The organism is Burkholderia sp. LMG 13014 (assembly GCF_905232215.1).
Classification (GTDB): domain Bacteria; phylum Pseudomonadota; class Gammaproteobacteria; order Burkholderiales; family Burkholderiaceae; genus Burkholderia.
This window is the reverse complement of record NZ_CAJNKE010000059.1, coordinates 1-20,949: the sequence shown is the minus strand read 5'-3', so window position 1 is coordinate 20,949 and position 20,949 is coordinate 1. Positions and strand designations below refer to the sequence as shown.

Below are 20,949 nucleotides of genomic sequence, written 5' to 3'. Positions count from 1 at the left end.
GCTGACGGTGCAGCCTGCCGGCGCGTCGCTTCGCAGCGGCACGGGGCAGGCGCGCTCGCTGCTCGTGGTCAGCGCGCGTCGCCAGCGCATGGAGCACGCGCACCACGACTGCCGGTTCGCCCACCAGTTCAAGCTGAGCGACGCACAGGCGCGGGTCAGCGCGCTGATTTTCGACGGACACTCGATCGCCACGCTCGCGCAGACGCTGCACGTCTCCGAGAACACGGTGCGCAGCCATCTGAAGCAGGTCTTCCAGAAGACCAATACGCATGGCCAGATGGAGCTGGTGCGACTGCACGCGCAGCACTGCCCGAACGCCTGAAACCGGCGTCGCCCCGCGCGTCGGCCGATGCCGGTTGTCTCCTCCCCTTCCTCCCCTTCCTTGCCGAAGGCGCTCCCGCGCCGGCGCCATGCCGTCCTTACCGACACGATGACTCACCCAGCTGGGTGAGTCCTGCTCCCGCCGCCGGGTGATGCGCGATTCGTCGCCGAGAGGGATTCGGATTGCAGACCAACTGCCTATAGTTGATGCGTCCGCACTGGCGGCAGGACGCAGGCGGGCCACGACAGCAGGTGAAATAACGAAAACAACCGAAGGCAAAAATCGAAGGAGACGTCGATGCTAGGTTTGACCTTGCTGTACGTGGGCGCCGTGCTGTGTCTCAACGGCCTGTGGCTGCTGGGACGGATCGGCGACCGGGAAATCTGGGTGGTCAATATTTTCTCGGGCGGCGTAACCATGCTGGTGTCGTTGCAACTGATCTTCGGAAGCGGCGCCAGCATCGCGTCGATCAAGGCCGGCGCATTGACGCTGCTGTTCACCTTTACCTATCTGTGGGTCGCGCTGAACCGTTTCAACGGCGCCGACGGGCGCGGCCTGGGATGGTTCAGCCTGTTCGTCTCCGTCACCGTGATTCCGGTCGCCATCGAGTCCTGGCAGCGCGCGGTGACCGCGTGGGACGTCTGGTTCGCATGGTGCTGGATCGGCTGGGGCGTGTTGTGGTTCCTCTATTTCGTGCTGCTGGCGCTGCAGCGTCCGATCCTCCGGTTGACCGGTGTCGCGACCATCCTGGCAGGCATCGTGACCGGCTGGCTACCGGGCTACCTGCTGCTCAGCGGCACGTTCAAGTAAGTCAAGTGAGTTTGCAGTCGGCCATTCCCGCTATCCCGGCGATGGCCGTATCAACCACCAGGAGACAGGCATATGACCGATACCCTCATCAAGGTAGACCTGAAACAATCGGCCTACGAGAACGAGATGGTGCACAACCGCTGGCACCCGGAGATTCCGATGGCGTGCTGGGTCAACCCCGGCGACGATTTCATTCTCGAAACCTACGACTGGACCGGCGGTTTCGTCCAGAACAACGAGTCCGCCGACGACGTGCGCGACATCGACCTGTCGATCGTCCACTTCCTGTCCGGGCCGGTTGGCGTGCGCGGCGTCAAGCCCGGCGATCTGCTGGTGGTCGACCTGCTGGACATTGGCGCCAAGGCGGAGAGCCAGTGGGGTTTCAACGGCTTTTTCTCGAAGCAGAACGGCGGCGGCTTCCTGACCGACCATTTTCCCCACGCACAGAAATCGATCTGGGATTTCCACGGCGTCTATACGTCGTCGCGTCACGTGCCCGGCGTGCAGTTCGCCGGCCTGATCCACCCCGGCCTGATCGGCTGCATGCCCGACCCGAATCTGCTGCGCACCTGGAACGAGCGTGAGCTGGGCCTGATCGCGACCGATCCGCAGCGCGTGCCGCCGCTGGCCAATCCGCCGTTCCGCCCGACGGCGCACATGGGCCAGCTGCGGGGCGACGCACGCGAGAAGGCCGCGGCCGAGGGCGCGCGCACGGTGCCGCCGCGCGAGCACGGCGGCAATTGCGACATCAAGGATCTGTCGCGCGGATCGCGTGTCTACTTCCCGGTCTATGTCGACGGCGCGGGCCTGTCGGTCGGCGATCTGCACTTCAGCCAGGGCGATGGAGAAATCACCTTCTGCGGCGCGATCGAGATGGCCGGCTGGGTTCACATGCGCGTGAACGTGATCAAGGACGGCATGGCCAAATACGGCATCCGCAACCCGATCTTCAAGCCGAGCCCGATTACGCCCAACTACAACGACTACCTGATTTTCGAAGGTATCTCGGTGGACGAGAGCGGCAAGCAGCACTATCTCGACGTCAACGTGGCCTATCGCCAGGCGTGTCTGAACGCAATCGAATACCTGACCAAGTTCGGCTATTCGCGCGCGCAGGCCTATGCCATTCTCGGCACGGCGCCGGTGCAGGGGCATATCAGCGGCGTGGTCGACGTCCCGAACTCCTGCGCGACGCTGTGGATACCCACGCAGATCTTCGACTTCGACATTCGGCCCGATGCGAACGGCCCGGTCGTACACGTCAAGGGCGATGCCGACGTGCTGATCTCTCACGACCTGCACTGAGCTCGCTGCCCAGTTCGCCGCGCGCCGGCCCGGCCGGCGCGCCCAACCCCTGATCCGGAGCCTTGCCGATGCCGATCTATGACTATGCCTGTCCCGCCTGCGGCGACTTCACTTCAGTGCGGCGCATCGCCGAGCGCGATGCGCCGATCGCGTGTCCGGCCTGCGGTGCCGCGGCGCTACGCGTCGTGGCCGCCACCATGCTGGCGCTGATGCCGGCGACGCAGCGCAACGCGCATGCCGGAAACGAACGCAGCGCCCATGCACCGATGGTCTCGCAGGGGCACCGCCATGGGCCGGGATGCGGTTGCGGTGGCGCGCAGGCCCGGGCCTCGTCGGCCGGCAGCGCCAAGTCCTTCGTCGGCAAGCGGCCCTGGATGATCAGCCACTAGGGGGCAGGCCTTGATCGGGGAGCGATGCAGCGCATTGCGTTACGAGGTTCGGCGCGCTCGCTGAATCCCGTCCGGTTGCGGCGTGTGCTGTCGCTCCGCCGCCTGCTTCGCGAATCGAATCTCGCTGCCGACGCTCGGTTCGGTCGCGATGTGTGGGTGGTCGACGCTGACGAGCCGTCGGTCGGTCGACTGACACCAGCGAACCCGGCGCTCGTCCATCAGCGACGAGAACCAGCGCCGCGCGGCAGCGTCGTCGGAATCGGCGATGCGTGCGGCCTGCGTGCGGATTTCGCGCCAGTCATCTGCGGCGTTCGCGATAGTGCGAACGAAAAGCCACAGGCAACCACTGCCCCCACTCCTTTGCGGCCGCGTCAATATCGGCATCGTCAATTTTTCTACGGCAATTCTCAAACCCCGTAGAGCGCATCGCTATTCCGTGGATTGCCAGCGGCAACATTAGCAATCACTGATCAGATCTTCGAACTCGTCACCAGAAATCAAACCATCGATAAAATCCTGCAGGGATGGCGCAACAAACTCTATGACTTCACGTCCTTCATCGTCAACAACGTCTCGATTGAGAAGGTAGATCGCGTGGTCATCAAGCTTCATGAGATGCGGATATCCACTCACATCGAATGCAAATGGAATGTACTGGTGCTTGTCGAACAGTGCTTGCGTATCCGTGTAATCAATATAGTTTTCTTCCAGCGTCGATCCATCAGCCGTTGACGGATACTTAATTGGATAGAACCCATTGAACGTCACACCGTTTGCATTGCAAGGGTCGACCCCCTTCTGGATGTAGCACATCTTGAAACAGTCCGGAAATCCGCCGTTCGCTTTCAAATAATGCTTCCGGAGATCGTCTGGCATTCGGATGCCGAATTGGTTCTCGAAGTTCGAGATATCGTTTTCAGTCAGCGACTTGGCCAACTTGACCAGCTTCAACTGCTTCATGGAGCTCTCCTGGCGGCAGCCACCGCTCTTGGCCATAAACATACCTTACTTGGACGGTTGAGCCAAAAGATAGAAGAACGCGTTATTCGTCAGATAGTGTCCATCCGTACCGTCGAACTTCGCTGCGGCATCCGGTCCCGAAAAAAATCGAATCTCCGGTTTTTCATTTGTCACTCCCGTTTCGCGGTTGACCACGAACGTCTTGTGCGAAAATTTCTTGAGCACTTTCCAGACGGGTTCAACAAATATTTTCTGATAATTGTTGTTCGAATAATGAACGCCGGGGAAGCATGAAGCAGCGGAAAAAGCGCAGAGCATTGGTCATCGTCGGCGCCGTGTCATCGGTTGAGTACGGCGGTTCGGCGACGGCGAGCACGTCCATCATCTGATCCCGTGCCGCTCGAGCAGGCCGCGACACTGATGATCTGCCGGCTCGCCGCCGACGGGCGGTGGATTTCGCAGTTGCTCGACAGCATCGAGGTATCCGCCGACTTGCGCGCAGAGATCGGCCGACAACTCGATGCGATGAGCCGTGGCGTGTTTCCGAAAGGGCGCGACGGGCCCGCGTGATGCATGCGTCGTGGCGCCCGGCCGGCCTGGCGCCACGATCCGGCGGCGATCTCAGAACTGCGCCTGCAGCTTGACCTCCCTGGCATCGCGCCAGACCGTCAGCGGCACTGCCGTGCCCTTGGGGGTCGCAAGCACGGCGTCTCGCAGGTCGTCCATCTGCTTCAGCGGGTGATCGCCGAACCGCAGCAGCACATCGTAATTCTTCAGGCCGGCGTGATCGGCGACCGTGTCGGGCAGCACAGCGAGGATCTGCAGCGCGCTGCCGGGGAGTTTCAGCCCCGTCTGCTCCTGTTCGCTCAATTCGACAAAATGCACGCCGAAGACCGACGGACGGTTCAACATCGCCGCCGGTATCAGCCGGCGGTCATTCGGAATGCTGGCGAGAAAGCGCGACAGATACGCAGCCGGAATCCGGATCCGGAAGCCCTTGTCGGCCACATCGTAGTCCGAGAGGTTGAGCACCAGGTCGGTCCCGCTGATGTCGTAGGGCTTCAGGTCGATGCGGTTCAGCATGATGAAGACGCCGCCGTTCACGGGCCAGCTCTTGCCGCCATCGGCCACCGGGCTCCAGTTCTCGGTGTCGCTGTAGCCGCCGCCGTTCAGCGTCGGAATCGCGACCGGGATCTTGGGCTGCTTGTAGTGGGTGCCGAATGTCCCGTAGTCGCGCACGGTATTGAAATTGCACTTCTCCATCGTATGGAAGGCGACGGCCAGCCCCAGTACGGAATCGTTGCCTTGCGGTGACTGCACCAACGTCAATTGCGCGTTGACGATGCCTTGAGCCGCCGATAACCCCGAATCGCTGATGGTCAATATGGGGGAATCGTAACGAACGTTATCGGGGAACCGCTCGGAGAGCCACGTATAGACAGGCGGCGCGGCCTTTTCCTGCGCCAGTGCGACCTGTGGGGCCAACGACGACATCGCCAGCAGGGCGGCAAATACAAAACCACGTTTCATTTCGGAATGCCCTTTTCTCTGTTTGTTATCTGAATGGCGGCGGGCGAGGATGCCCGGGAACGCCTTGTTTGTTTTTCCGGCTAGCGTATCAGTTTTAAGCGCGCAGGTTGAAGTGCTTTGTTTTCCACCCGCTTGCTCACGATCGGGTAGTTGGTTATTCTGATGCGCATGACCCATTCGCAAACCCGCTCGATTATTTGCGCCGCCATGTTGCCGGCGGGGTAGCGATCGACTGAATGGATGTCGTCACAACCCGCCCGGAAGGCGGGTTTTTGCTTTCTGGGCATTCGATGGAGAGCCTGGACATGCAGACACGGAAGTCACTTCACGCGACGGCATCGAACGATGCCGTGTTGCTCCACATGGTATGCGGCAAGATCGCGGCCGGAAAATCGACGCTCGTCGCGCGGCTCGCCAGTGCCGGGCCGGTCGTTTCGATCAGCGAAGACGCGTGGCTCGCGCAGCTCTATCCGGGCGAGATCCTGTCGATCGACGACTACGTCCGGTGCGCCACGCGCGTCGGCAACGTGATTGCCGATCAGGCCCGCGCGGTGCTGCAGGCCGGCGTATCGGTGGTGCTCGACGTGCCGTTCAATACCGTCGCCGCGCGCGCCTGGGGACTCGCCATTTCGCAGGCCGTTGGCTGCGACCATCGACTGCATTACCTCGACGTCAGCGATGCGGTCTGCAAGGCGCGGCTGCGCGCACGCAATGCGCGAGGCGACCATCCGTTCCAGGCGTCGGACGCCGAATTCGACCGGATCACGCGGTACTTCGTCGCGCCGGCAGCGACGGAAGGGTTGAACATCGTGGCGTATGACGAAGCCGGTGCCGTCAGGCTGTCTTCGTAACGGTGCGGCAGAGTGGCGAACATGGAATATCTGCGTGAAACGCTCGATTTGCCGATGGTGCAGGTTCCCGCCGGCAACATTGCAATGAGGGACGACCGGATCGGCCGCACCTGGTGCGTCGATCTGCAGCGCTTTGCGATCGGCCGCTATCCGGTGACCCAGGCGCAATACGCCGCGGTAACGGGACAGTCGCCTTCGGCGCGCGTCAGCGCGCAATGCCCGGTATGGGTTGCACGGCTCGAAGCGCGAGACAGTCGTATCAGTTGGCAGCGAGGCGCAACGAGGCCGACTCGAATGCAGGCATGCCCGCTGCTTTCGCGTAGCGGGCATCGATCATGCGGCGCGGCTTCAAAGCGTGCCGGGTCCGTTACGCGAGACGGGACCCGTTCGGAACCGGTCGCTCGAGCGTGGTGATCACGACGCCGTCGTCCGTGTGAAATCCGCTCAGCAGAAATTGCGACTTGATGGGGCCGACCTGTTTTTCAGGGAAGTTCAGGACTCCGACGATCTGCCGTCCGACGAGCGCTTCCGGCGTGTACAGGGAGGTGATCTGCGCGCTGGTCTTGCGTTCCCCATATGGACCGAAATCCACCCAGATTTTATAAGCGGGCTTGCGGGCTTCAGGAAAAGGTTCGGCGCGTGTAATGGTGCCGGCCACCATGAGAACCTTCTGAAAATCGTCCCAACTTATCTGTTCCATACGTGTGTTTTCTTCTCTCGAGAAATCCGGCGCGCGTCAATTGAAAAAGGCGCGTCAGAGCCGCGTACTTTACATCAAACGTTCTGAACTGGCGCGCGGATTCGGCTGGTGGGCGCTGGCTACAGCGTCGCGCAGGTCAGCACAGGCTTTGTGCCACGCATGTCTGCCATCGACTGAAAACCGGAAGCGCTGAGCAAACGTCGGACGCTGTGGGCGACCCGCCGGTCTGTCGGGATGCGACGTCGGATCAGCGGCCGGTTCTCACGGCCGCACGGAGATATCCAATGCGATAGCGGTCAGGCACATTCCCTGACGACCGTTAAAAATAATGACGTTCAGATTGTTGACGACGGCCTGTTGTGCCGGCGGCCAGTCCCTGGCGGCGCGGCTTTCCGGCAAAACGTCAGGCTGGCATGGCCCTTGCGTTATCTGGATGCAGATGAACCGGGAGACGTGCGATCCGATGCCAGCGAAACGTACAGCGATAGCGATGATTTTGGGGAGACAGGGGCTGGTTGAACACGGTCGCCGTCGCGCAGATGAATTTCATCCGGAGGTGCTGTCAACCTCTGCCCTCGTGGGTGTGGTGGAAGCAGCATGCGTCAAGGCCATGCGTGAGGATATCCGGGGCGACCAGTGTTCGATCGGCAACGTGATGCACTTCAGGCATTTGGCTCCCACGCCGTCGCAAGCCGAGGTTTTCGCAACGGCAACATTTCGGATGTTCGACGGTGAGCTGTACTGGTTCGATGTCGTCGTAGCCGATGCAGCGGGCCCGGTTGCAAGCGGCAGTCATGCACGTTCGATAGTCGAGCGTTCTGCAATCGGGTTTTAATCCGATTGACGTCGCAACCTCTGATTTCCAACTGAAACGATATCAATTCGAAGTGCTAAAGGAAGGGAAGACATGAAAGTGGAGTCGACGAGAAATCCAGGCAATGCGCTGTTTGACGAGGCATTCGAAACCTTGCCGCTTGACCAGGTGCGCCAGCATCAGGACAAACTGTGGTCCACCCAGTGGGACTACGTCCGTTCCATGTCGTCCTTCTATCGCACGAAGCTGTCGCGCTGGATCGATCGGGAAGTGACATTGGACATGCTTCAAGACCTGCCCTTTACCGAGAAGGACGAGCTTCGGGTCAGTCAGGAGGCGGTATCCCCGTTCGGTGACTACGTCGCGTGCGGCGAGACGAGCGTTGCCCGCCTGCATCGCACGTCCGGGACGACCGGCCGTCCGCTGATTCTTGCGAACAGCGCTTCCGACGCCCGCCGGATTGCACACGTCGGTGCGCGTTCGATGTGGGCGGCCGGTTTGCGCCCGACGGACCGGGTGGTTCACTGCCTGAACTACTGCATGTGGACGGGCGGCTTTACGGATCACACGATCCTCGAAGCGACCGGTGCGACGGTCGTGCCATTCGGTGTCGGCAACACGCGTGTGCTGATCGATTCGATCGTCAATCTCGGCATCAATGCGATTTCGTGCACCCCTTCGTATCCGGGGCTCATCGAACAGATTCTGCGTGAATCGGGCGGCCTGCGTCCCCGCGATCTGAAACTGACGTTGGGGCTGTTTGGTGGAGAGGCGGGGCTCGACAATCCGGACCTGCGAAACGCGATGGAAGAGAAGTGGGGCTTCAAGGTGCGTAATGCCAATTTCGGGCTGTCGGAGGTGCTGAGCATCCTGGGTGGTCAAACCGACTGGACCCACGATTTGTTGTATCACGCGAGTGACGTGGTGTTTGCGGAGATCCTCGATCCCGCGACGCTTCAGCGCCTCCCGATTGCAGAGGGGACCGTGGGGGAACTCGTCTGTACGCACCTGCAGAAGGAATGTCAGCCACTCGTTCGATACCGGACGCGCGACGTCGTGACCGTGACCGGCGTCGACCGGGGGCCGGACGGCCGGACGGCGTGGCGATTCCGGGTCACCGGCCGGACCGACGACATGTTCAACGTACGCGGCATCAATGTGTTCCCGAGTGCCGTCCGCGTTGCCGTCGAATCGGTTCCGCAATGGGCATCGGGCATCTTCAGGATCATCCTGAAGGGCGACGGCCCGTATGACCGGATCACGATGGCGGTGGAAGCGGCGCAGGGTTTGCCGGCCGACAGTTGGGCAAAGGCCAGGGAGCAGGTCGAGGCGGCGATTCGCACGAAGGTCGGTTCGACGGCGGAAATCACGATGGTGCCGTTCGAACATTTCCCGCGGACGGAAGGTAAAACGCGTTGGGTCGAAAAGGAGGCGTGATGCGCTACGCAAGAGTCGAGAAGTCGGGCGCCGTGTCGACGGTCGTTCTTGATCGCCCCGAGCGCTTGAATGCGATCAGCGGCGATTTGCTGGACGACCTCCATCAGGCATTGGTCGAGGTCAACGCCGATGAAGGGTGCAAGGTCATCGTCTTCACGGGCGAAGGTCGGGCATTCTGTGCCGGCGACGATCTCAAGGAATTTGGCAAGCAGACGGAAAGCGATGCGAGTATCCGCAGCCACGTCGAACGCATCCAGCAGATCACGCGCGATCTGATGTTCAATGGCAAGCCCGTGATCGGCGCCGTGCACGGCTTTGCCGTCGGTGGCGGGTTCGAGTGGCTGCTCAATTGCGATCTGGTCGTGGCTTCGGACGATCTGGTGTGCTTTTTTCCGGAAATGGCGTGGGGGCAGTTCGTCACGGGCGGGGTGACGCAACTCCTGCCTCAAAGCGTCGGCCATCAGCGCGCCATGGAGCTTTGGCTGCTGGGCGAGCGTCAGTCGGCCCAGCAGCTGGTTGCGCTCGGCCTCGTCAATCGGGTCGTCGAACGGGACAAGGTCCTTGAAACCGCACGGGAACTTGCGACGCGTGTTTCCGAACGCTCGGCATTTTCGGTATCGAGGCTGAAACGCCTGCTGACGACGGAGCTTTCCACTGATCTGGGCCGCAGTCTCGAGCTCGAACAGGCCGCAACCGTTGCAGCGTTTGCGACACCCGAGGCCGCCAGACGCGTCCAGGCATTTGCCACGAGGAAATGACCATGAATATTCAAGCATTGACGTTCGACTATTTCGGCACGCTGGTGGATGTCGACAAGGGGGGCATGGCAGGGATCGCCGAAGTCATGCGTATCCTCGGGGTCGACTCGCCCCGTTCCGTGTTCGATGTGTACCTCGACTGGGATATGCGCAACGTGCAGACCTATCGAGGGGGCGCGTACCGGAGCTACCGGGCGGTCGCACAGGAAGCGTTGACCGCTTGCATCGATAGCCTCTTTCCGAAGGCGATCGACGGTCACGACGTTGAAAAGCTCACGGACGTGCTGCTCACGCATCTGGTCGAGTCCTCGCCGCCGCATGAGGATGCCGTCGCGTTTCTCGACTGGGCTGGGTCCCGCTATCCACTGATGCCCATCACCAACATGGACAGCGACCTCTGGCGGCGCAGTCAGCTGGTGCGCTACTTCGAGCATGTCACCACCGCCGAAATGGCCAAGGCCTACAAGCCTTCCCAGGTGATATTCAGCCTGGCACTGGACCGCCTCGGGCTGGATGCGCCGAACGTGTTGCACTGCTCGCTCGCCAGCTGGGCGGATGTCGATGGCGCAAAGCCGCTTGGCATGCACGTGGCATGGGTCAACCGCACCGGTGACACGCTCGGCCCCTGGCAGCCACGCCCCGATTTCGAGTTCGACACGTTGTCGCCTGTTCGGGATGTCCTGGAACAGCTGCCGTCCAATGCTTCAGGGGAATCGAAATGAACCGCCTTGCCTTGATGTTTGCAGTCGCCGCCGTCGGTGTGAACGCCACGGGCATTGCGTCGGATGCGCGTGCCGATACCGTCGTCAAGATCGGCGCGGCGGGCCCCCTTACCGGAAGTTCGGCACAAAGCGGGAAGGATGATGAGCGCGGCGTACAGCTGGCCATCAACGAACTGAATGCCCGCAAGCTTGTCATCGGGGGGCAGCCGGTGAAGTTTCAGCTGGTGTCCGTCGACGATCAGGGCGATCCGAAAGTCGGCGTCAACGTCGCGCAAAAGCTCGTCGACGACGGCGTGGCCGCGGTTATCGGGCACTACAACTCGGGCGTCAGCATTCCCGCTGCGCGCATCTACAACGATGCGCACGTCGTGATGATCACGGGTGCATCGTCCAATCCGCAACTGACGAAGCTGGGATTTGCCTACGTCTACCGCCTCGCGACCAATGACAATGTCATGGGCGGCCGCATGGCGGACTATGCAGCCAACGTACTGAAGCTCAAGCGCGCGGCCGTGGTCGACGATCGGACGGCCTATGGCGCCGGGGTCGCGGACGTGTTCGTCAAGACGGCGGAGAAGGACGGAATGACCGTCGTGGCCCGTGAATACAGCACGGACAAGACGACGGACTTCAAGGGCATCCTGACGCACATCAAGGCGCGGAATCCGCAGGTGGTGTTCTACGGCGGCTACTACGCGCAAGCGGCGATGCTGGCACGCCAGATGGTGGATCTCGGCATCAATGCGGTGCTGGTGGGCGGCGACGGCATCTGTTCACCGGAGTTCAGCAAGCTGTCGAACAACGTGCTCGACAACAGGATGTTTTGTGCGCAGGGCGGCGCGCCGCTCGACAGCCTGCCCGACGGCAAGCGTTTCCAGAGCACATTCAAAAGCGCGTTTGGCGCCAACGTGGATACCTATGCGCCAGCCTTCTACGCTGCAACGCTGGTCGTAGCGGACGCGATGCAAAAGGCGAACTCGACGTCACCCGAAGCGTATTCGAAGGTGATGCGCCAACAATCGTTCACGAGCATGCTCGGGCCGGTGAAGTTCGACGATCAGGGCGACTGGATCGATGCCCCGGTGACCGTGTACAAGCTGTTGGGCGGCAATCTGACCCCTGTCTCCGCCAAGTAGCGAATCGAAGTATCGACATATCGAAGTCGGTCTCCTGTCGGTGCCTTTGTAACGTTTGGGCCGTCGAAAGACGGCCCCTTTTTCCGGGTTCCGGATGCCGGGCAATCACCCGCGCAATCGCGCGCGCTTCATCCAGCCCTGCGACCCGGTAACCGCAGTGCGGATGGTTACTCCGGACTGGGCACGCGTCAGATCGGCAAATCGACTGCCAAAAGCATAAGAAACCGAGACGGACGTTAATTTTTTTAACGGAATGATTCGTGTCGGGCCTTCCAGCACGGCCCTGCGAAACCCGCCGGGCGGAACCGTCCACCTGCCAATCAGCCTGGCATGGGTATTGCTGCGTTGGCTTGACCAAAAAAGGAGATTACATGATCAGCTCTGGAGCAACGGCGACCCTGACCCGCCTCGTTGGTGTACAAGACCTGGCCTCTGCGTTCGGCAACGACTCGGATGAACAGTACCCGGATGTGATGTCGACGCCCGCGATGCTCGGGCTCATGGAGCGCGCATGCGCGGAAATCATGCGAGGCGAACTCGACGGCGATCAGCTGTCGGTCGGCGTCACGACGCAGCTGACGCACTCGGCACCCACCCCGGTAGGCGCGGAAGTGAGCGCCACGGCCAGCTTCCGGGGGCAGGAAGGGAGCCTGTACGTATTCGACATCATCGCGCGCGATTCGAAAGGCCAGGTTGGAAGCGGCACGCATGCGCGCGCGATCGTCGACCGTGCGGCAATCGAGAAAAAGGCGGCGTCGCGCCGCTGATCGCAGTGATGGCCCGGGACGTCCTCGGTTCCCGGAGCCTGGGGCGATCCTGTATCGCTGTCGTCAGCGGGCAGGACAGGTAAGGGGCTTGTCAGCGCACGCCGGGGCCAGCCGCGTGAACGCGAAAGCGTTCGTATCAGGAAAGCCGGGGTGCGCGCTCGCGGCGTCGACCGGCGGCGGCGTGCGCATCGGTCATGGGGGCGGTACGGGGATCAACATGAAAGTTTATGCCGCTGGTAAGCTGGCCGGGCCTGCCACCGTTCTGCGAACGCTAATGAATGAGCGAAATCTCCGCGCTGCCGATCGATTGCGCGACCTGCGGTCAGCGATCGATACGGCTTGCTGGCTCGATGCAAGATGCGTCGCGGCGCATCGGTTCGGCGCTTATGTCCTTACCTTGAGCGACGAAGCGATCCCGCTCGAGCCGGCGGACGACCATGCGGAAGCGTTGCCGGGCGTGTGCCAGGTCGATGTCGGCGCGCTGGATCTCGAGCGCTTGCTGAGCGTTGCCCGCGATTCACTTCAGGAAAGCGATACGGTAACGGTCGACGTGCCTTCTGCCGGCGCGGCCGATCTTCACTGCGTCGCCACCCGTGTTTCGATCGGGTCTTCGACGGTCTATCTCTTCGTGTTGAAACCCCGCGCGAGTGACGCCCGGCCACTGCACGATCTGCTCGCGTTACTCAGAATCACCTTGAGCGTTTCACTGAGAAGTTACTTCGATCTCGTCGCGCACCAGACGCTGGTGGAGGAGCAGAGAGCCATCATCGACCACATTGGCGACGGCCTGATGGTGCTCGGTCAAGGTGGCGTCGTTCGACATGCGAGCACCGTGGCAGGACGCATTCTCGGGATTGATCCGGTGACGAGCATTGGTCGGCCGCTCGGCGAGCTGATCGACTTTGAGCCCATCATCGCCCCGATATTCACGACGGGCGTGGGATACGTGGACCGCGAGCTCATCATCGACTCGCCTGCGCGCCATCTGCATCTGATCGACACGGCAATCCCGGTCAAGAACAGCTGCGGTCAGGTGGTGTCCGTCGTCAACACCTTCCGCGAGATCAAGCGCGTGCGCAGCATTGCCGGTAAATATGCAGGCAACTACGCACGTTATACGTTCGAGAGCATCGTCGGGCAGAGCGACAGCCTTCTGGATGCAGTCAGCGCCGCCCGCAAAGCCGCACGCGGTGCGGCGAACCTGCTGCTCAGCGGCGAAAGCGGGGTGGGCAAAGAGGTTTTCGCGCAGGCGATTCATAACGCGAGCGCGCGTCAGGCCGAGCCCTTTATCGCGATCAACTGTGCTGCGCTTCCGCATGACCTGATCGAAAGCGAGTTGTTTGGGCACGCACCGGGCAGTTTCACCGGGGCGACCAAGGAAGGGCGCCCGGGCAAATTCGAATCCGCGGATGGCGGCACCGTGTTTCTTGATGAAATATCCGAGCTGCCCATCGATGTTCAGGCCAAGCTCCTTCGCGTGCTTCAGGAGCGGGAAGTGACAAGGCTCGGCGATACCAAGGGAATCCCGATCGATGTGAGAATCATCTGCGCGAGCAACCGGGATCTCGAGGCCATGGTGGCCGCGAAGGAGTTCAGAGAGGATCTGTACTATCGCTGCAACGTCATCGAGATCGCGATCCCTCCGTTGAGATCGCGCAAGGCGGACATCACGGCGACAGCGAATTTTTTCCTGAGCAAGTACGCGGCGCTGCTCAACAAGAAGATTTTCGGTTTCAGCCAGAAGGCGCTTGACCAGATGAACGCATACGCATGGCCCGGCAACGTGCGCGAACTGGAGAACCTCGTCGAACGAACGGTGAACCTCAGCGAGGAAGGCACCATCGACGACGTGTCGGCGCTATTGCGTCCATCCCGGGTCGCCGGCAGTGGCGCTGAACCGGCGTCGACGCCCGAGCGGCCGGACACGCAGGGCAGACGAGGCGATCAGGTGGTCCAGTCGCTGAAGGACGTCGAGCGACACGCCATCAGTGAAGCGCTTGCCGCGTGTCGGTTCAATGTCACGCGCTGTGCGGCCATCCTCGAAATATCGAAGCCGGCGCTGTATGCAAAAGTGAAGCGATACAACATCAAGCTCGAGCGGCCATTGCATTAGCCAGGTGGGGTGACTGCCGACCCGACGGCACGTGTCATTTCTGTCCGCCTCGCATGGTTCGATCTTCCTGCCCTCGACATCGACGTCGTGGTAACAGCCTGGGCAGCGCCCGCGATCAACCGGGCGCCGCTTTCTGCGACGCGTGTGCCGCCAGCGCGTCGATGGTGACGCGCAGGCGCGCGGTCATGCGCGTGGTTCTGGACCACAGCACATGAATGGGCAGCGGCGCCGGCTGCGCATCGGGCAGGACGACGGCAAGCCGTCCCGCCCGGATGTCGCGCTCGGCAAACCAGCCGGGCAACTGCGCCAGCCCCCGGCCTGCCAGCGCGGCATCCTTCACCGCCGCCAAGTCGCTCAGGCGCAGGCGCGCCTGGCGCGGCAGGTGGCGTGCCTGGCCCACTTGGGCCACTTGGCCCGCCTCGCCGCCAAACTGCCAGACTTCTTCCATGCCGTTGCGCAAGCGGGCGATGCAGTCGTGATCACGCAGGTCGTCCAGGGTGCGGGGCGTGCCGCGCCGCGCCAGGTAATCCGGGGCGGCGCACAGCCACAGCGTCTGTTCGCCCAGCGGGCGAGCGACGTGCGATGCGCTGTCGTCGAGCTGGCCGATGCGTACCGCGAGGTCGATGTTTTCCTCAACCAGATCGGCGGCCCGGCTGGAGAATTGCACATCGAGGTCGAGTGCCGGGTAGTGCTCGGCCAGCCTCATGAGAATTGGCAGGACACGCTCGCGCCCATACAGCGTCGGCAGCGCGATCCGCACCCGGCCCGAGGGCAGCAGGCGCCGCTCGGTCAGCACCGACTCGGCCTGATCCAGCTCGGCCAGCGCGCGCAGGCAGCTTTCGTGGAAGGCGACGCCCTCATCGGTCAGCGACATGCGCCGCGTGGTGCGCACGAACAGTCGCACGCCCAGGCGCTGCTCCAGACGCGCAACGGCCTTGCCGACACTGGAGGGCGACATGCCCATCTGGCGCGAGGCCACACTGAAACTGCCGCACTCCACGGCCTGGATGAAGGCGAGGATGCCCTGGAAACGATCGGAAAGCTGCATGGCTATTTGATAGTTCGAGTATTTAATCCTGGTATTGAGTGTATCAATTCAATCCCTGCTTTATTGATTAGCATGTCCTGCCTATCTGCACGCGCCGTCTGGCCGTGCGCTTTCAGGAGTGCTTTTCCATGTCTCGCTCGTCAAGCCGGCAGCGCTGGCTGGCCCTGGCTGGCATTGCCATCGCCAGCTTCCTGGGCTGCATCGACTTCACCATCGTCAATACCGCGATCCCCGCCATCCAGTCGGCTTTCCACGCTGAAATCGACCAGGTGCAATGGGTCATCACCGCCTTCGTCATGGCCTTGTCCAGTTGCACCATCGCCGTGGGGCAACTGGCCGACCGTCATGGCCGCCGCCGGGCGATGTACATCAGCATGGCGTTGTTCGGCGTCACCTCGCTGGGCGCCGGGCTGGCCTCGGACCTGACTGCGCTGGTGGCATGGCGGGCGATGCAAGGCATGGCCTGCGCCGGGCTGTACACGGCGTCGGCGGCGCTGGTGGCGGAGATGTTTCCCGAGCAGGAGCGCGGCAAGGCGCTGGGCCTCCTGTTCAGCGTCAATGGTCTGGGCCTGGCCATCGGGCCGGTCCTGGGTGGCGTGCTGGTGGATGCGCTGGGCTGGCGCTCGATCTTCCTGGTCAACGTGCCGCTGATCGTGATCAGCTTTGCGTTGTGCGTGGGGCGGTTGCAGGCTGGCCTTGCGATGCCGGTGCGACGACGCTTCGACTGGCTCGGCATCGCGTTGCTGCTGGCGGTGTTGCCGTCCTGGCTGACCGCGTTGATTCATGGTGCCGACTGGGGCTGGGCATCGCCCGCGACCTTGGGGCTGCTGGCGCTCGGCAGCGCGCTGGCCGGTGTGCTGGCGTGGGTCGAGCGGCGTGCGCCGGTGCCGCTGCTGCGGCTGGCGCTGTTCGCGCAGCCGCGCTTTGCGGTTGCGGCCTGTGCGACGGCGGCGCTGGCCTTCTTCTACTGCGCCGCTTTCTTCCTGATGCCGTTGTACCTGGGCGAGTTGCGCGGTCAGGACAGCGCCGCGACGGGCTGGCTGCTGTTGCCCACGACGGCCGTGATGGCGCTGATCGCGCCATGGGCCGGCCGCGGCTGCGACCGGTTCGGCACCGGGCCGGTGATGATGGCCGGCTTTGCCGCGCTGCTGCTATCGGCCCTGATGCAGTCGGCCTTTACCGCGACGACGGGCTGGCCGTGGGTGCTGGCTGCGTTCGCCTGCATGGGTATCGGCTGGGGCTGCGTGCTGGGGCCGTCGATGACGGCGGCGCTGTCGGCACTGCCCGAAAACCTGGCCGGCACCGCGCTGGGCATGGCGACGACCGTGCACAACGTGGGTGGCTCGGTTGGACTGGCCGCCGCGACCGTGCTGTACCGGCTCGCCGCGGAGCACGGTGGCGGCTTTGTCGCCGGCTACCGTGGGGTCATGCTGCTGCTGGCACTGGTCTGCGTGGGGGCGCTGGCCGTGCTGGCGCTGGGGCGCCGCGCGCTGCATGTGCATTCCGCCCGTGCTGCGTCGAATGCTTGAGGGCTGTTGCCCGGTGTGCTTCGGGGCATTGCCTTGGGGCACGCCTCTTGTGTCGCGGGGAACCGCTGTGCGGCTACCAACGGCCTGCCAAACCTGCCGACATCCAACAGGGTTGGCCGGCCGACTGCGGGCAAGCAGACCCGCAGGTCACCATCGAAGCGGAACTTTGGCACGCACCGACGGCGGCAATCACCGCGTTCACGCGCGACGCATCTCGTGCGGTGCACGCCAACTCAAGGGGCACTCCATTGGGCAGGCGGGCGGACAATCGAGCAATTCGTGCCGTCGGTGTGAACACAGACTCGTGTTTCACGATCGATAGTCTCACCACACATCCGGCCGACTACGACAATGCCAGCGGGACGTGGCGCATCAACAATTCGGTCAACTACGTGTCCAGCGTGTGCGACGAATTTCAGTTCGGCGACGTGAAAGCACGCCGCGTACCCGCATGACTGCATGAGTGCATGAGTGCACGACAGCACGACAGCACGACAGCACGACAGCACAACCGCACAACCGCACAACCGCACAACCGCACAACCGCACAACCGCACAACCGCACAACCGCACAACCGCCCGACTGCCCGACTGCCGAAGCCCGTTCAAGCCGGGCCGACCGCAGACAGTCGCTTGCTGGCACGACTCCCCCCATCCCCTGTCGCAATCGTCAAGATTCGCGTCGCGTGCAGATAAAACCCTCCCGTTTCCCCCGCCGTTAACCCGTTCGCAGCCGATGCGTCGCGTGTTGCGACGCGGCGCGCGTCTTTCGTGATCCGGAATCCACATCCGCCGCTGGCCGCATCTGGCCGGCGCAAGGGAACGTCATGCGAAAACAACTCACTATCCGTGGTGGTCTCGTCGCGACCATCGCCGGCTATACCGTGCTGCTCGTGCTGGTGGTCGGCGCATGCATCGCGGCCCTCTATATGGGCAACGGTTCGCTCGAAGCGATGTACCGCGATGACACCGCGTCGCTGCTGCACCTGAAGACCAGCTCGGAGCGGATGCTCGTCCTGCGCGAACGCATGAGCGACGTCGCGCAGATCATCAGCGCCGGCCAGTCGGGCAAGGAAGAGGGGGCGAAACTTCACACGCTTCTCAAGCAGAGCAACGACGAACTGGACGCCTACACACGCCTGCACGCGCGCAACCCCGACGAGCAGGCGCTGTTCGACACGCTGCAGACTCGCCGTCGGGCCTTGCTCGACAGCGTGTTCCTGAAGGCGCTGTCGCAACTCGACGGCGACGACGCGTTCGGCTTCCTCGATACGCAGCGCGCCGCGCCGGCCGCGCTGTTCGCGGCCTACCAGGAGGCGATCGATGCGCTCGAGTCGTTCCAGGTTGCCCGCGAAAAGGCGCGCTACGATTCGGCCGGGGTTCATTTCCACCGGATCGTGTGGGGGATGGCGGCGGTCGCGGTCTTCGCACTCGTCGTCGGCTTCGTTGCGCAGCGCATGCTCGCGAAGGCAATCATCGAACCGATCAAGCTCGCGGTCGACCAGTTCGAAAAAATCTCGAAAGGCGACCTGACCGGCACGGTCGTCGTGCCCGGCGAGAACGAGATGGCCTATCTGCTGCATGCGCTGAAGCGGATGCAGGACGGCCTGGTCGGCACCGTCCACCAGGTGCGCGCGAGTACGGAGACGATCGTCGGCGACGTCCGCACGATCGCGAGCGGCAACGTCGACCTGTCCGAGCGTACCGAGCAGCAGGCCGTCTCGCTGCAACAGGCGGCGGCGAGCGTCGAGCAACTGACGGCGGCCGTGCGCCAGAACGCGGACAACGCGCGCGATGCGCGCACCTACGTCGAAGGCGCGGCGGGCATTGCGTCGCGCGGAGGGGAGGCGATGCAGCGCGTCGTCGAGACGATGTCGGCGATTTCGCACAGTTCCGCGCGGATCTCCGGGATCGTCGGCGTGATCGAGAGCATCGCGTTCCAGACCAACATCCTTGCATTGAACGCTGCCGTCGAAGCCGCGTGCGCAGGCGAGCAGGGGCGCGGCTTCGCGGTCGTCGCGACCGAGGTGCGCGGGCTCGCGCAGCGCTGCGCGTCGGCGGCGAAGGAAATCCGCGAGCTGATCGGCCATTCCGCGCAGCGTGTGGAAGACGGCAGCGGTCTCGTCGCACTGGCCGGCTCGGCGATGGCCGAACTCGTTGCCGCGGTCGAGCGCGTCAATACGATCATGAGCGAAACCAGCAACGCGTTCGAGGAGCAATCGTCGGGCATCGAGCAGGTGAACGCCACGGTCATCCAGATGGAGCAGACGATGCAGCGCAATGCCGCGCTGGTCGAGGAAGCCGCGGCCGCGGCGCTGTCGCTCGACGAACAGGGCGCGCGGCTGAGCGCGGCGGTCGCGCAGTTCCGTTTGCGTGACGAGGCGGTCGCGTGATGCACGGGCGTTTGCGCCCGAATGCGGACCGTCGTGCGCGGATGCCGCGGCAACGCGGCGATGAATGGCGGGCGTCAGACGATGCGTCCGACGCATACGGATCAGCCGGTCAACGGAGACGCACATCCGGAGCATGCGTTGAAACCGCTGGCCAGTATGCAACCGGGCCGGGTTTGCGCCGATGATTTGTTTATAAGCAGGGGCCGGGGAAGATTTTCGGCAATCGATAGTTTCCATGCGGCGCAGGTTGACTAAGATCAAACACTCGTGCGGACGCCCAAATCGATAACTGGTCCGCTGGCGCTCGGATCATGGACAACCGCACAGATTCCCCTTCGCTCATTTCGCTTCCGGAAAGCGAGCATCGCCCCCTTTCGGTGCGCGCGAAGGCGCTCGTATTCGCGGACCCGGCGTCCCGTGCGGTGCTGCGTTTCGTGGAGCAGATCGGGCCAAGCCCGGCACCCGTGCTGATTCTCGGCGAGACGGGCACCGGCAAGGAGCTGGTGGCGCGGCACATCCATTCGGTGAGCGGTCGCAGCGGTGCGTTCATCGCGGTCAACTGCGGCGCGATCAGCCAGCAGCTTGCGGAAAGCGAAATGTTCGGTCACGAAGCCGGCGCGTTCACGGGTGCGCAGGGGCGCCGTGCCGGCTATTTCGAGGAAGCGCACGGCGGCACGATCTTTCTCGACGAGATCGGCGATCTCGCGCTGCCGCTGCAGGCGAAACTGCTGCGCGTGCTGCAGGAGGGCGAGGTGACGCGGGTCGGCGCGACCCGCGCGCGGCAAGTCGACGTGCGCGTCGTGGCCGCGACCAACGTCGATCTCGAGCAGGCGGTGCTGGCCGGCAACTTCCGGATGGATCTGTTCTACCGGATCAATCTCGCACGCGTGCGGCTGCCGCCGCTGCGCGAGCGGCCGCAGGATATCCTGCCGCTCGCGGAGCATTTCCGCGGGCGTTATTGCGTGCAGCTGAAGCGGCCGCAGCCGATGCTGTCCGAGGGCACGGTCCAGGCACTGCAGGCTTACCCGTGGCCCGGCAATATCCGCGAGCTGGAGAACGTCATGCATCTCGCGCTGCTCGTGTCGAACGGCAACCTGATCCGGCCGGAGCACCTGAAGTTCTCGGAGGCGCTCGCGGGCTTTGCGCGTGCGGATGCCGCAGCGTCGACACTGCCGCAGGACGACATCCGTGCGGGCGTGCGACGACTGTTCCGCTCGCCCGGGGAAAGCCTGCTGCGCGACATCGAGGAGCTGATCGTGGGCGAGGCGTTCGAGCATTGCCGGTTCAGCCAGGTCCGCACGGCCGCGCTGCTGGGCGTGACGCGCAACACGATGCGCACGCTGCTCGCCCGTCATGGCCTGCTCA

The 20,949-nt window shown here is 63.2% G+C and carries 23 protein-coding genes and 1 pseudogene; 19 read left to right on the top strand and 5 right to left on the bottom strand.

Going from position 1 to position 20,949, the window contains the following annotated elements; all coding sequences use genetic code 11:
* The 5 genes from JYJ84_RS10270 to JYJ84_RS10250 all read left to right on the top strand — a co-directional run.
* The coding region (locus JYJ84_RS10270; protein ID WP_205189179.1) for a helix-turn-helix transcriptional regulator at window positions 1–322 on the top strand (322 nt) is incomplete at its 5' end.
* Window positions 323–619: 297 nt separating this feature from the next.
* Window positions 620–1,132 (top strand): AmiS/UreI family transporter, encoded by a 513-nt coding sequence (locus JYJ84_RS10265; protein ID WP_122950082.1) that lies wholly within the window; start codon window positions 620–622, stop codon window positions 1,130–1,132.
* A 72-nt stretch (window positions 1,133–1,204) separates the two neighbouring features.
* Window positions 1,205–2,437: a formamidase gene (gene fmdA, locus JYJ84_RS10260; RefSeq protein ID WP_122950081.1), complete on the top strand. Its 1,233-nt coding sequence runs from the start codon at window positions 1,205–1,207 to the stop codon at window positions 2,435–2,437.
* 68 nt (window positions 2,438–2,505) lie between these two features.
* On the top strand, window positions 2,506–2,826 hold the full coding sequence (locus tag JYJ84_RS10255) for a zinc ribbon domain-containing protein (RefSeq protein WP_175220916.1): 321 nt from the start codon (window positions 2,506–2,508) through the stop codon (window positions 2,824–2,826).
* A gap of 24 nt (window positions 2,827–2,850) precedes the next feature.
* Window positions 2,851–3,246 (top strand): hypothetical protein, encoded by a 396-nt coding sequence (locus JYJ84_RS10250; RefSeq protein WP_205183785.1) that lies wholly within the window; start codon window positions 2,851–2,853, stop codon window positions 3,244–3,246.
* Between the two features lie 36 nt (window positions 3,247–3,282).
* Here JYJ84_RS10250 and JYJ84_RS10245 read toward each other — a convergent pair whose 3' ends face one another.
* Entirely contained in the window at window positions 3,283–3,786 is a 504-nt protein-coding gene (locus JYJ84_RS10245; RefSeq protein ID WP_175220921.1) for an SMI1/KNR4 family protein, read from the bottom strand.
* A gap of 45 nt (window positions 3,787–3,831) precedes the next feature.
* Complete coding sequence (locus tag JYJ84_RS10240; protein WP_164462893.1) at window positions 3,832–4,104, bottom strand: hypothetical protein; 273 nt, start codon at window positions 4,102–4,104, stop codon at window positions 3,832–3,834.
* Window positions 4,105–4,149: 45 nt separating this feature from the next.
* On the opposite strand from JYJ84_RS10240, the pseudogene JYJ84_RS10235 reads away from it, so the two are divergent.
* A pseudogene (locus JYJ84_RS10235) lies at window positions 4,150–4,356 on the top strand (TetR/AcrR family transcriptional regulator); the annotation flags it as partial.
* Between the two features lie 51 nt (window positions 4,357–4,407).
* On the opposite strand, the gene JYJ84_RS10230 reads toward JYJ84_RS10235, so the two are convergent.
* Window positions 4,408–5,493: a PDZ domain-containing protein gene (locus JYJ84_RS10230; RefSeq protein WP_175220923.1), complete on the bottom strand. Its 1,086-nt coding sequence runs from the start codon at window positions 5,491–5,493 to the stop codon at window positions 4,408–4,410.
* 128 nt (window positions 5,494–5,621) lie between these two features.
* Here JYJ84_RS10230 and JYJ84_RS10225 point away from each other — a divergent pair, with 128 nt between their 5' ends.
* Together JYJ84_RS10225 and JYJ84_RS37690 are read left to right on the top strand one after the other, a co-directional pair.
* Complete coding sequence (locus tag JYJ84_RS10225) at window positions 5,622–6,167, top strand: ATP-binding protein (RefSeq protein ID WP_175220925.1); 546 nt, start codon at window positions 5,622–5,624, stop codon at window positions 6,165–6,167.
* A gap of 21 nt (window positions 6,168–6,188) precedes the next feature.
* Window positions 6,189–6,581: an SUMF1/EgtB/PvdO family nonheme iron enzyme gene (locus tag JYJ84_RS37690; protein ID WP_307872096.1), complete on the top strand. Its 393-nt coding sequence runs from the start codon at window positions 6,189–6,191 to the stop codon at window positions 6,579–6,581.
* Here JYJ84_RS37690 and JYJ84_RS10215 read toward each other — a convergent pair.
* Entirely contained in the window at window positions 6,535–6,867 is a 333-nt protein-coding gene (locus JYJ84_RS10215; RefSeq protein WP_122950076.1) for a tRNA-binding protein, read from the bottom strand. The genes JYJ84_RS37690 and JYJ84_RS10215 overlap by 47 nt on opposite strands.
* Window positions 6,868–7,195: 328 nt before the next feature.
* On the opposite strand from JYJ84_RS10215, the gene JYJ84_RS10210 reads away from it, so the two are divergent.
* The 7 genes from JYJ84_RS10210 (at window position 7,196) to JYJ84_RS10180 (ending at window position 14,614) form a co-directional block, all read left to right on the top strand.
* On the top strand, window positions 7,196–7,702 hold the full coding sequence (locus JYJ84_RS10210; RefSeq protein ID WP_236027365.1) for a thioesterase family protein: 507 nt from the start codon (window positions 7,196–7,198) through the stop codon (window positions 7,700–7,702).
* Window positions 7,703–7,774: 72 nt separating this feature from the next.
* The gene (locus tag JYJ84_RS10205) at window positions 7,775–9,118 is read left to right on the top strand and encodes a phenylacetate--CoA ligase family protein (RefSeq protein ID WP_175220927.1); all 1,344 of its coding nucleotides are present in this window, start codon (window positions 7,775–7,777) and stop codon (window positions 9,116–9,118) included.
* Window positions 9,118–9,876, top strand: coding sequence for an enoyl-CoA hydratase/isomerase family protein (locus JYJ84_RS10200; RefSeq protein WP_175220929.1), 759 nt, complete (start codon window positions 9,118–9,120; stop codon window positions 9,874–9,876). Before JYJ84_RS10205 ends, JYJ84_RS10200 begins: the two co-directional genes overlap by 1 nt.
* 2 nt (window positions 9,877–9,878) lie before the next feature.
* Entirely contained in the window at window positions 9,879–10,598 is a 720-nt protein-coding gene (locus tag JYJ84_RS10195) for an HAD family hydrolase (protein WP_175220931.1), read from the top strand.
* Window positions 10,599–10,612: 14 nt separating this feature from the next.
* A complete protein-coding gene (locus JYJ84_RS10190) occupies window positions 10,613–11,734 on the top strand; it encodes a branched-chain amino acid ABC transporter substrate-binding protein (protein WP_374102097.1) in 1,122 nt (373 codons plus the stop codon).
* A gap of 371 nt (window positions 11,735–12,105) precedes the next feature.
* Entirely contained in the window at window positions 12,106–12,501 is a 396-nt protein-coding gene (locus JYJ84_RS10185; protein WP_175220935.1) for a thioesterase family protein, read from the top strand.
* Window positions 12,502–12,616: 115 nt separating this feature from the next.
* Complete coding sequence (locus JYJ84_RS10180) at window positions 12,617–14,614, top strand: sigma 54-interacting transcriptional regulator (RefSeq protein WP_307872095.1); 1,998 nt, start codon at window positions 12,617–12,619, stop codon at window positions 14,612–14,614.
* Between the two features lie 115 nt (window positions 14,615–14,729).
* On the opposite strand, the gene JYJ84_RS10175 is transcribed toward JYJ84_RS10180, so the two are convergent.
* Window positions 14,730–15,662 carry a LysR family transcriptional regulator gene (locus JYJ84_RS10175; RefSeq protein ID WP_175220937.1) on the bottom strand — a complete coding sequence of 311 codons (933 nt, stop codon included), beginning with the start codon at window positions 15,660–15,662 and terminating at the stop codon, window positions 14,730–14,732.
* 128 nt (window positions 15,663–15,790) lie between these two features.
* On the opposite strand from JYJ84_RS10175, the gene JYJ84_RS10170 reads away from it, so the two are divergent.
* The 4 genes from JYJ84_RS10170 to JYJ84_RS10155 form a co-directional block, all read left to right on the top strand.
* Window positions 15,791–17,191 carry an MFS transporter gene (locus tag JYJ84_RS10170; protein WP_175220939.1) on the top strand — a complete coding sequence of 467 codons (1,401 nt, stop codon included), beginning with the start codon at window positions 15,791–15,793 and terminating at the stop codon, window positions 17,189–17,191.
* Window positions 17,192–17,481: 290 nt separating this feature from the next.
* Entirely contained in the window at window positions 17,482–17,646 is a 165-nt protein-coding gene (locus tag JYJ84_RS10165; protein WP_205189178.1) for a hypothetical protein, read from the top strand.
* 372 nt (window positions 17,647–18,018) lie between these two features.
* On the top strand, window positions 18,019–19,584 hold the full coding sequence (locus tag JYJ84_RS10160) for a methyl-accepting chemotaxis protein (RefSeq protein WP_175220941.1): 1,566 nt from the start codon (window positions 18,019–18,021) through the stop codon (window positions 19,582–19,584).
* A gap of 311 nt (window positions 19,585–19,895) precedes the next feature.
* Window positions 19,896–20,949: sigma-54-dependent Fis family transcriptional regulator (locus tag JYJ84_RS10155; RefSeq protein WP_205183788.1), on the top strand; the 1,054-nt coding region annotated here is incomplete at its 3' end.

Coding starts and splice junctions, on each gene's coding strand:
- JYJ84_RS10245 (WP_175220921.1), bottom strand. CDS start 3,786: ATGAAGCAGTTGAAGCTGGTCAAGTTGGCCAAGTCGCTGACTGAAAAC.
- JYJ84_RS10185 (WP_175220935.1), top strand. CDS start 12,106: ATGATCAGCTCTGGAGCAACGGCGACCCTGACCCGCCTCGTTGGTGTA.
- JYJ84_RS10170 (WP_175220939.1), top strand. CDS start 15,791: ATGTCTCGCTCGTCAAGCCGGCAGCGCTGGCTGGCCCTGGCTGGCATT.
- JYJ84_RS10160 (WP_175220941.1), top strand. CDS start 18,019: ATGCGAAAACAACTCACTATCCGTGGTGGTCTCGTCGCGACCATCGCC.
- JYJ84_RS10240 (WP_164462893.1), bottom strand. CDS start 4,104: ATGCTCTGCGCTTTTTCCGCTGCTTCATGCTTCCCCGGCGTTCATTAT.
- JYJ84_RS10250 (WP_205183785.1), top strand. CDS start 2,851: ATGCAGCGCATTGCGTTACGAGGTTCGGCGCGCTCGCTGAATCCCGTC.
- JYJ84_RS10210 (WP_236027365.1), top strand. CDS start 7,196: ATGACGTTCAGATTGTTGACGACGGCCTGTTGTGCCGGCGGCCAGTCC.
- JYJ84_RS37690 (WP_307872096.1), top strand. CDS start 6,189: ATGGAATATCTGCGTGAAACGCTCGATTTGCCGATGGTGCAGGTTCCC.
- JYJ84_RS10230 (WP_175220923.1), bottom strand. CDS start 5,493: ATGGGTCATGCGCATCAGAATAACCAACTACCCGATCGTGAGCAAGCG.
- JYJ84_RS10225 (WP_175220925.1), top strand. CDS start 5,622: ATGCAGACACGGAAGTCACTTCACGCGACGGCATCGAACGATGCCGTG.
- JYJ84_RS10255 (WP_175220916.1), top strand. CDS start 2,506: ATGCCGATCTATGACTATGCCTGTCCCGCCTGCGGCGACTTCACTTCA.
- JYJ84_RS10265 (WP_122950082.1), top strand. CDS start 620: ATGCTAGGTTTGACCTTGCTGTACGTGGGCGCCGTGCTGTGTCTCAAC.
- fmdA (WP_122950081.1), top strand. CDS start 1,205: ATGACCGATACCCTCATCAAGGTAGACCTGAAACAATCGGCCTACGAG.
- JYJ84_RS10215 (WP_122950076.1), bottom strand. CDS start 6,867: ATGGAACAGATAAGTTGGGACGATTTTCAGAAGGTTCTCATGGTGGCC.
- JYJ84_RS10195 (WP_175220931.1), top strand. CDS start 9,879: ATGAATATTCAAGCATTGACGTTCGACTATTTCGGCACGCTGGTGGAT.
- JYJ84_RS10175 (WP_175220937.1), bottom strand. CDS start 15,662: ATGCAGCTTTCCGATCGTTTCCAGGGCATCCTCGCCTTCATCCAGGCC.
- JYJ84_RS10190 (WP_374102097.1), top strand. CDS start 10,613: ATGTTTGCAGTCGCCGCCGTCGGTGTGAACGCCACGGGCATTGCGTCG.
- JYJ84_RS10205 (WP_175220927.1), top strand. CDS start 7,775: ATGAAAGTGGAGTCGACGAGAAATCCAGGCAATGCGCTGTTTGACGAG.
- JYJ84_RS10200 (WP_175220929.1), top strand. CDS start 9,118: ATGCGCTACGCAAGAGTCGAGAAGTCGGGCGCCGTGTCGACGGTCGTT.